Origin of the sequence: Microcoleus sp. C2D2 (assembly GCF_036702495.1) — a bacterium.
Taxonomy (GTDB): domain Bacteria; phylum Cyanobacteriota; class Cyanobacteriia; order Cyanobacteriales; family Microcoleaceae; genus Microcoleus.
Map to the genome: position 1 here is coordinate 250 of NZ_JAUBTO010000229.1, position 8,082 is coordinate 8,331.

The 8,082-nt window shown below is 46.9% G+C and carries 8 protein-coding genes; 1 reads left to right on the forward strand and 7 read right to left on the reverse strand.

Annotation, left to right across the window (positions count from 1 at the left end):
* The 3 genes from QUB61_RS36060 to QUB61_RS36070 form a co-directional block, all read right to left on the reverse strand.
* Positions 1-3,055, reverse strand: a 3,055-nt coding sequence (locus QUB61_RS36060) for a DUF3987 domain-containing protein (protein WP_333134501.1), incomplete at its 3' end; no start/stop codon positions are given.
* An 835-nt stretch (positions 3,056-3,890) separates the two neighbouring features.
* A complete protein-coding gene (locus QUB61_RS36065) occupies positions 3,891-4,826 on the reverse strand; it encodes a site-specific integrase (RefSeq protein ID WP_333134503.1) in 936 nt (311 codons plus the stop codon).
* A 74-nt stretch (positions 4,827-4,900) separates the two neighbouring features.
* A complete protein-coding gene (locus QUB61_RS36070; protein WP_333134505.1) occupies positions 4,901-5,503 on the reverse strand; it encodes a hypothetical protein in 603 nt (200 codons plus the stop codon).
* Positions 5,504-5,689: 186 nt separating this feature from the next.
* Between QUB61_RS36070 and QUB61_RS36075 the strand changes: the two genes are divergently transcribed.
* Positions 5,690-5,923, forward strand: coding sequence for a helix-turn-helix transcriptional regulator (locus QUB61_RS36075; protein ID WP_333134507.1), 234 nt, complete (start codon positions 5,690-5,692; stop codon positions 5,921-5,923).
* Between the two features lie 10 nt (positions 5,924-5,933).
* Here QUB61_RS36075 and QUB61_RS36080 read toward each other — a convergent pair whose 3' ends face one another.
* From QUB61_RS36080 to QUB61_RS36095, 4 genes are all read right to left on the reverse strand, one after another.
* Positions 5,934-6,440, reverse strand: coding sequence for a hypothetical protein (locus QUB61_RS36080; protein ID WP_333134509.1), 507 nt, complete (start codon positions 6,438-6,440; stop codon positions 5,934-5,936).
* Positions 6,437-6,952 carry a hypothetical protein gene (locus QUB61_RS36085; protein ID WP_333134511.1) on the reverse strand — a complete coding sequence of 172 codons (516 nt, stop codon included), beginning with the start codon at positions 6,950-6,952 and terminating at the stop codon, positions 6,437-6,439. The genes QUB61_RS36080 and QUB61_RS36085 overlap by 4 nt, the downstream gene beginning before the upstream one ends.
* An 84-nt stretch (positions 6,953-7,036) precedes the next feature.
* Positions 7,037-7,657 carry a tyrosine-type recombinase/integrase gene (locus QUB61_RS36090; RefSeq protein ID WP_333134513.1) on the reverse strand — a complete coding sequence of 207 codons (621 nt, stop codon included), beginning with the start codon at positions 7,655-7,657 and terminating at the stop codon, positions 7,037-7,039.
* A gap of 109 nt (positions 7,658-7,766) precedes the next feature.
* Positions 7,767-8,082 (reverse strand): hypothetical protein (locus tag QUB61_RS36095; RefSeq protein ID WP_333190364.1); only part of this gene is annotated, 316 nt, incomplete at its 5' end.

The following is an 8,082-nucleotide window of genomic DNA, read 5'->3' on the forward strand; positions in this document are numbered from 1 at the left end:
ACTTTCTTTTTGCTTTAGCCTTCAGCTCGTCCCAAACCTGAATAGCGAGCGAGCGGTCAACATTTGCGATCGCCTTTTTGATTTGTACTGCAAATTCCTCAACACTTGAGGAAAAACTTGAGGATTCCTCAAGACTTGAGGAATTTGAGGAAAAACTTGAGGAATTTGAGGAAAAACTTGAGGATTCCTCAAGTCCTCTTGTGCCTTGCTGCAAAGGGTTTTCAGGCTCTATTCCTGCAAAACTTGAGGAACTTGAGGTTTTTTCAGAATCAGAAAATTCATCAACACTTTTCTCAACTGCGTCAGTGTCAGAAAGAGAAATCGCCTCAATAACATCATGTGTTTGAAGATTTATTTTTTGAGTCTCTTGATATATATGGGCTTGAGGTCGTTTTGAGCCCCTCAAGTTTTCCTCAACATTCCTCAAGTTTTCCTCAACATTCCTCAAGTTTTCCTCAACATTCCTCAAGTTTGACTTGAGGGTTAGTCGGGAACCGGAACCCTGTACCTCTGCTAAATCCATAGCTGCCAGCTCGTTAAAGTATTGGCGGATTTCCTCGGGTTTACTGGTTCGGAGTCCCCACACCGCACTTTTAGCCTGTGTAGCGTTTAGCTCACCTTTGTCATTTACTTTTTCGAGTAAAGATTTGAGGATAGGAGTTAACTCGCCGTGGAGTGCGTCGCCGTCACCTTGCAAAATAGTGACTTGACCTAGATAGAACTGCGCTAGATGACAGCCGGCCCGCACAGTAGTTAGAGAGATTTCTTCTTTGACTTCGGCTGGTTGACTGCTGACTCCATTTAGAACGTGCAGCACACCAATTAACCGCGCCGCTTGACCGGGCATTTTTGCCATTGCAGCTTTTAACCCGGGCTTTGTCTCGTTCCGGGTTTGCTCGTATCTTTTGTCGTACCAATCGTCGTAAAAGTTTTGCCCGTCTTTGGAAAAGTAAAACTTCAACTCTGGCAGAGAATCTAATTTTCTGTAAATAGATTCCAGCAAGCCTCCCAAACTGTAAGTTACGCCGTGGCGAGGAATCTTGTAGGGACGCATCGGCATTTGGTACCAGAGGAATCGGGCCCACTCCCCTTGAGCATCTGTAAAATCTCCGAACAATGCCCGCAGCTTATCAGGTTGAATGCCGCCAGTGATGGAAAGAGAGTCGCGAGCTAAGCTGACACGGGAGTCTTTGCTGCGGCGATTCTTTTTAACTCCACCGCCACCCCAGCCAGATAAAAAGCTTTCTTTGTCGCTACCTCTGCCACCTTTATATGCGCCGTGAGATGCGAACAGGCCGCTAAGTTCGTCTTTAATCATGGTGAATGCTTTGTCTGGCTGGAATCCTTTGATTTCATCTAATGACTCAACCGTGACGTTATCGACGTAGAACTCGCGCGGGGGATGTGGGGGCGTGGGGGGTTCATCGTCTTTATTTTCCTTTGGTCTGTGGTTGTAGGTGTCAAGTTCTTTCTTGTAAGCCTCCAACTCTGCCTTATATCGCGCGTCTTCTTCCGCTTGAAGTTTTACCAAAGGCGCTTTTGGTATGTTCAAAAGTGGAGTTTTCCGAGAGCCAGTTTCTGCAATTACAGCGGCATAAAGTAAGCATGGTTCAACAAAATTAGTACAGTCTTTGACCACGATGCGAGAGTTGGGATTTATTAGCCCTGCTGCAATTGGGAGTAAGTGGGTGAGAACGGCTTCGGGGTCTACTCCCATCCAGGCAGAAACTTTTTTGATAGGTTCTGCCAGGTTGGGGTGCAAGTATTTTTCAAGGGTCAGGCGACGGCTGCTAATTTTTAGCAGTTCCTCTAAATCGGATTTCCTGTCCAGTCGCTGTTCGTCTCGATCGGCTTCTTCTTGGGTTTCCTTATAGATGCGTTCGATTTGCTGAACGTTACTATTGCTGGAGCGTGCCAATTCTACAAACGCGGTGGTGAGCTTAGAGCCTGTAATGTCAGCGTTGAAAAATGCTGTAACTTCCTTTCTCAAGTCAGTACTGGGAGACTTGAACCGCTCGTGAGTCAAAATCTTATTAGTTGTCGGCTGTTGTTTTAGTTCTTGGATTTTAGATTCTGGGTTCTGGCTTCCCCGGTTCTGCCTGGGAATGGATACTCCGACGCGATCGGCGAGTTCCATCACTACAGAATAAAAATCCTTCCCGGTCGGGGAACCGCTGCCACCATTCATTTGATAGAGGAACTGCACAGGTCCGCCACCAGCATCGCAGCCAAAGCACTTAAAAACCTTTTCTGTTGGGGAGATAGTAAAGCTAGCTGTTTTTTCTTGGTGGAAGGGACACAAGCCCTTCAGATTTTTCCCCGAAGTTTTTAGTTTTAGATAGCTGCCATAGAATTCCTCAGCGTCCAGGCGTGGGAGAATTTCTCGCTCCAACAAATCAACCAGGCTTTTATCACCAGCATCTATATATGTTGTGGTTTCGGGTTTTAGTTTTTTGGGCAAGTCGGCTGCTGGAACCTCGCGCATCAAGTCAAGAATAAAGTCGGGGCATTCTGCAATATCTTCCTCCGTTACCCAGATGTAGGGTTTTTGGGTGTCGGGGTGAATCGACGGGGGGAGGGTGGAGCACTGATTCCAGCGCAGTTCTAGTTTTTCCCCATTTTCTAGCTCAATTTTTTTCGGTTGCAGCCCCTCCCACTTTTGCGACGGCACAGATAGCAGAATTTGAAAATGCCCCTCTTTGCCGCTTGTCCAGTGCTTTGTTAGGGGTGGCACCCAATTGCCCGATAGCTCAAGATATTTTTTCCATGCCAGCGGGCCGTCAAAGTCGATCGCCATAACCCCATTAGACAGCGGGCCAGTAACAATGCTGACCCCAGTCCACTTGCACGGCTTGCCTTCGTGGTTTGTGCTGGTGCGGATTGCTTCTATTAATTGAGCGTGATCGAGTTTGGCTTTATTCCAGTTGGGCCACAAATTCTTTTTCCCTACGCAGGGTGTCAAAGCCCATTCTGCGGGCATTTTAGAAATTGCATCGACTAAGGCAGCAGGGCTGCTTGAAACTTTACCGCCGATCGGAGTAGAATCGTTGTACATGAAAATTTCTCGCGCCCAGCGAGTTGAGTGTGGACTGAATTCCAAAAAGCCGTTGCAGCGCAGGTCTCAATTGCAAGCAGCGGTTTTTTGGCGTTTGTAGGCTTTGGGAAATTTAGAGCATAGAAGAGACCGCCCCGCTAGTTGATTGCGGGTGCGATTAAGCTGTCGTTGCGAGCACAGCCACCTATTTCAGCGTCTGGGAGTGGGATAAAGCCTTTTGGTGGACTCCCGGAAGGTTCAGGCTGTAGCGATGGTAAGCTCCAAATAAAACTTCGGCACTCAGCTAGGCTTACGACTGAGGCTAGGAACGTATCAGGATTATCGTTGAAAAAATCCTTGATAGAACAAAACCTTGGTCTACGCAGATGCTGGTAGGACTCTGAGAGGATATTTACTCGACTAAGAACGTGTCTAAAGGATTTGTCGAGATTCCGCCTGTCGTTGAGTTCTGCTAGAAAAATTTCATTGGCAACTCGCATGGCCACCGTTATGAAAGCTGGGCGGTTCCATGAAAGTTCTCTCTGGCGCTCCCAAAAAAACCTCAAGGGTTCGTCATCAGGGTAAGGGCCCCAGAGCAGTTGTACCAATTTTCTCTGCGTTACTAGATCCATCGTTTTATTTTAGCTGCGAGCATCTAATTTGATTGTGTGGACTCTTAAAAAAAGGTGCGTTCTGAGTGTTGATTTTCCCTAGCCAGTCTCTACCACATCGACCTTATACATCGACGAGTGAGTTTTTGGAGAGAAACGCTTGCTGCGAGAGGGTTTGAGAAAAACCGATTTTCCCGCCAAAACAGAGCGATTTTCACTCCTCAACTAAGCGTTTATACTCAGCGTCAATCTCCCAAGATTTGAGGAAGGCTCGGGCGGTTAATTAAGTGTCCATAGGTTTGAGCAACCATTCTCGTATCAGAATGTCCGAGCAGATACGCGACACCAGTCAAGGGAGTCCCCTGCTCAATCGCGTGGGATGCAAAACTGTGCCGAATAATGTGAGGTCGGCGGTAAGGAATATTTGCAGCAGCCAGCACTTTTTTCCAGCAGCGCCGAAAGTTGTGGCAGTCTACATGATTTGTCTCGGTCGGATTCTTGAAAATCAATTCCTCAGGATTTTTGCGGGCAGGGGCAACTTGCTCAAAAGTTTTTGTCAGCTCAGAATTTATTTTGAGAAATCGGACGCTCCCAGTTTTTGTGAATTTCCGCACTCGCTCGTAGTTTTTCCCGGGCAGCGGAGAAAGAGATTCACAAATGCAAATTTCTCCGCGTTCAAAATCTACGTGCTTCCAAAGAAGTCCGATCGCTTCAGACATTCGGCAGCCGGACAGGAATAGAAATTTTGCAAAGGGATTCAACGCTGGGTAAAGTTCGTCAAACCCAGCAATTATTCTGACCGCTTCATCCTGCGAGAAAGGGGTAATAATTTCCTTGGTTCCCTTGCGGGGCTTGATTTTCTGCCAAGGATTTTTGGCAAGCAATCCTTCATCGACAGCCCAGTTGGACATCCTCTTTAGGAGCCAAAGCCGTTCGTTATAAGTTTTCGGCGCCAGGGGATTGCCCGAAAACCAACCAGTATCAGCAACGAGCGGATTGCCAGCTTTGACTATTTGGCGGCGGGCTGGGTAGTAGTGGGAGTCTTGAGTTTCTGGTAAATCTAAACTTGTAACCCAGGCGTCCCAAATTTCTAGGAGCGGTGGATTTTTGTCAGGCTCAGATTGCAATTGCTGGGAAAGTTGAGTTAGCAGGCTTCGGAGTTCTGGGGTTAGCGTTTGCATGATACGACGAATTTCTTGTGGTGGAAATTGAAACCCCCCTTACCAAGGGGGGCATAATCAGCTAATTGCGATCGCTAAATGGTTATCCAGCGGAGGGCAAAATCTGTCAAAGTTCGGAGCATCCGAGTCACATTTATGCTTCGCGCGTTGAGCTCGACCAATCCACCCTTCGGCAACTCATCCCAGAAGCGAGCGTGCAAATATTGGAGGCGGTCTAAAATTTGCTCGTGTGTCAATCCCGATTCCCAGAATTGCTCGCAGGCTTCTAAATTGAATGCAGCTCGCTCCAGCGTCGCAAGTCCACTCACTAAATCTCCGATTTCACTGTTGAGCATCGCTAAGCTGGATCGATCGACGGGTACAGTTTTGGAAATTTCAGCAGGAATTTCAGTTTCAACAATAAACGCTGGGATTGTTTCTCCTGCTTGCGGATCGAACATTTTTGCGATCGCAGCGGCGTGGAACTCAAAGTGTCCCGAGAGAACTTGATAATTTTCTCCATCTCGTTTCACCACTGGAGGATCGAAAAATCCACCCAACTCTAAACTTCGCGTGGCAGCAGCTTCAAGCTCAGCCTGATCGAAGCAGCCTTGGGGGACATTAGAAATCATGCGACGCACGGACACCAATGCAGGCATCAGTTTCTTGGCGGCGCGCGGAGTCGTCGAATCTGTCATAATAGTTTTGCTCGTAAAGGGCACGGTCGGTGCTGACCTCGAAAATCTTGCGCCGGCCGCTTTTTGTTGTCTTCTTTTTTAAAATGTACTGCCATCCGAAAAGAATGTCAATCCAAACACCATCAAAATTATCGTTTAGTAATACAGAATGCTACCATAGTCACGGGTTGTACGAAAATAGGAGGCATGAAGCGTATGCACTGCGAGTTAGCAGTTTTAATGGCACAGCGAAACCAGCGGCTGTCTCAAAGGCAGCTTGCTACCGAACTGGGGTTGTCAGTCGGGACAATCAACAAACTTTATAACGGCCGTCCCCTGACTGCCCGCATTGATCCAGATACCATAGAGAAAATTTGCGATTATTTTGGCTGTGGCATTAACGATCTGTTTGTTCTGCGAAATGTCGAGGCGACTAAATGACTTAACTACCCTAGCCTTCCAAAATTTCTAAAATAAATTCCAGGTCCGCCAAGTCAGTTTTTGATTTTTTGCGCTTGGCTTTCAACTGGTTTAGCACGTCAGCGGCGTCGGGAAAATTTTTCTCGGCAGGCGCTGATTTTTGTTTGAGGTCTACGAGTTCTGATTGCAATTGCGTGCAAGTTTTTTGCAGCTCCAAGTTTTCCGATCGCAAATTCTCGCGAGCTTCCTGGGAATCTTCCAGTTCCTCCCACACTTCCTCTACTCGTTTCTTTTCTGCGTCAAGTTGCGATTGCAGTTCTTGCACTTCTTGCCTCAGCTTATTGGTGACATGGGTACTGGATTCTAGAAGTGCGGCATAATCCGCCCTTAAATTTTCATTCTCTGTCTTAAAGTTACCTAAGTTACCCAACTCTGTCTGTAACTTTTCATTCTCCGCCTTTAAGTTACCTAACTCATTCTGTAACTCACTATCTGTAACTTCTGCATTAGGCTTGAGTAACTCAGGGGAATCACTCAAGCCCTCAGTTTTCCCGGCAGTTCCCTCCGTAGACCTTCTAACGATTCCTGCAAAGTCTTTACCTGCAATTCTAAGGATTCCTGCAAAGCCTGGAGCTGTGATTCTAAAGCTGTCAATCTGTCAGCAGTATCCTTATCTGTAACTTCTGTAACCTTATCTGTAACTACTTGATGGTTTGTCTCTGTAACTTCTGTAACCTTATCTGTAACTTTCGGTTTTGGGGGAGTGTTCAGAGTTTCTGCGATTTCCTCAAGTCTTGCTGTAGTTAGCTCAAATTCACTGCATATATACCTTTTGTGTAATGTACCCGCCATTCTCCTGTAGCCATACCAGTAAGAGCCACCTTTGCCAGACTCCCTACGAACTGTATAAGGTCTATTTTCACTTTTGCTGGGGACGTATCTAAAAGAACGAATAGAGTCCAACCATTTAGAACCTTCAGTGGAATCTAACTCAAACCCCTTGCCATTCAATGTTTCAATCAAGCCCTGCACTACCGATGGATTTGCCATATGTTACCTATCTGTTACCTATTCACTTCTGTAACTACTATAGGTAACATATAGGTAACTGTCAAGAGTTACAGAGAACTATTTTCAATCTTCCCAGAACCCCTCAAACCGCTGCGGAGCCAATTGGGTGTACCGCACTGTGTGGTGGATATTGGCGTGTCCTAGATAATCTTGAATTGCTCTGGTATCTATCCCTTTAGCCGCCAGGTAGTATCCGCAGCCATGTCGGAGCATATGAGGGTGCACCGGGAATTGCAGCCCCGCAACTTCCCCAGCTTTGCGGATTAATTTTCTTGCAGCGTCCGCAGTCATCGGGCCACCGCGCTCTGAATTGAAAAGATATGGCGATTCAGAATTTTCTCGCAGCAGCTTCCGGAGCGATCGCAGTTCATCGCCAACTATGGGGTGAGTTGACGGTCGGGAACCTTTTAGCCTCCTCACATGGAGATGACCACTTTTAAAATCAACCTGCTGCCAGCGAAGATTTATGAGTTCAGAGATTCTTAGACCGTGACGATATCCCAGCAAAATCAGAGTTGCGTCGCGGTGTCCCCATCTTCCTTTTTTGGCAGCCCGCATCATCGCCGTGACTTCTGACTCTAGTAAATATTCCCGATCGCGCAGTTCAGAATATTTTCGATTTTTATTTGACTCTCTAGGTTTTGGGAGTTGAGCTTTTTTTTGGGGTAACGGTGCAGCAGGCATTTGGGCATCCAAATCAGTCTCTATATTCTAAGAACTGATACAGAAGCTAGAAATTTGCGATCAGAGACTAGGCGGGAAAACTGGTATTTCCCGTCTAGCCCCTCAACCGCTACAGCTTCTGTAATTCCTCCGGCTTCATCCATGTTGTGAGATAGCCGTTGGGCTTGCGACAATTAATCTGGCCGTATTCATCCATACCGTAAACCTCTAATACCCCTTCATACTGTTGAGCGTACTGAGGGTCGCCAACATACTTGACCCGCATATCCAACAAAAATCCGAACGTCACTAAAATTTTAAAGTTTTCGCTTTCGCGGGCGGTCAGTTGGGTTTTAACTTCTTCCCTCAACTTTCTTTTTGCTTTAGCCTTCAGCTCGTCCCAAACCTGAATAGCGAGCGAGCGGTCAACATTTGCGATCGCCTTT